Origin of the sequence: Methylobacterium sp. J-048 (genome assembly GCF_022829515.1) — a bacterium.
Classification (GTDB): Bacteria; Pseudomonadota; Alphaproteobacteria; order Rhizobiales; family Beijerinckiaceae; genus Methylobacterium.
The window spans coordinates 1-639 of record NZ_JAKSYL010000161.1 but is presented as its reverse complement, the minus strand read 5'-3'; the positions used below and the strand labels follow the sequence as shown (position 1 = coordinate 639).

1 protein-coding gene is annotated in these 639 nt (G+C 72.1%); it reads left to right on the top strand.

Annotated features, from left to right (window positions below; translation table 11 throughout):
- Positions 1–639, top strand: a 639-nt coding sequence (locus MKL09_RS16435; protein WP_244021829.1) for a methyl-accepting chemotaxis protein, incomplete at both ends; no start/stop codon positions are given.

Sequence of the window (639 nt, the reverse complement as noted above, 5' to 3'; positions counted from 1 at the left end):
GAAGGCGGTCGATGCCATGCAGACCATCGCCCAGAAGATCACCATCGTGCAGGAGATCGCCCGGCAGACCGATCTGCTGGCCCTCAACGCCGCCGTCGAGGCGGCGCGTGCCGGCGAGCACGGCCGCGGCTTCGCGGTGGTGGCGTCGGAGGTGAGGAAGCTCGCCGAGCGCTCGCAGGCGGCCGCCGCCGAGATCGGCACGCTGTCGGCGGATACGGTGAAGGCGGCCCAGCAGGCCGGCGAGATGCTGGGACGGCTGGTGCCGGACATCCGCAAGACGGCGCTGCTGGTCGAGGAGATCTCGGCGGCGTGCCGGGAACAGGATGTCGGCTCGGCGCAGATCAACCAGGCGATCCAGCAGCTCGACAAGGTGACCCAGCAGAACGCCAGCGCCTCCGAGCAAGTCTCGGCGACTTCGGACGAGCTGGCCAACCAGGCCGAGCGGCTGCAGGCGACCATCGCCTACTTCCGCGTCGACGCGGCGGGGGCGGGCGTGACCGAGGCGGCGACGCAGTTGCGCGCCACGGCGGCCCGGATGGGCGTGCCGGCCAAGGCCAAGGTCGGCGGCAAGGCCGGCAAGGTGCGCGCCGGCCGGGCGACCCTGGCTTCGGGAAGCGGCTTCGACCTCGACATGGGCGA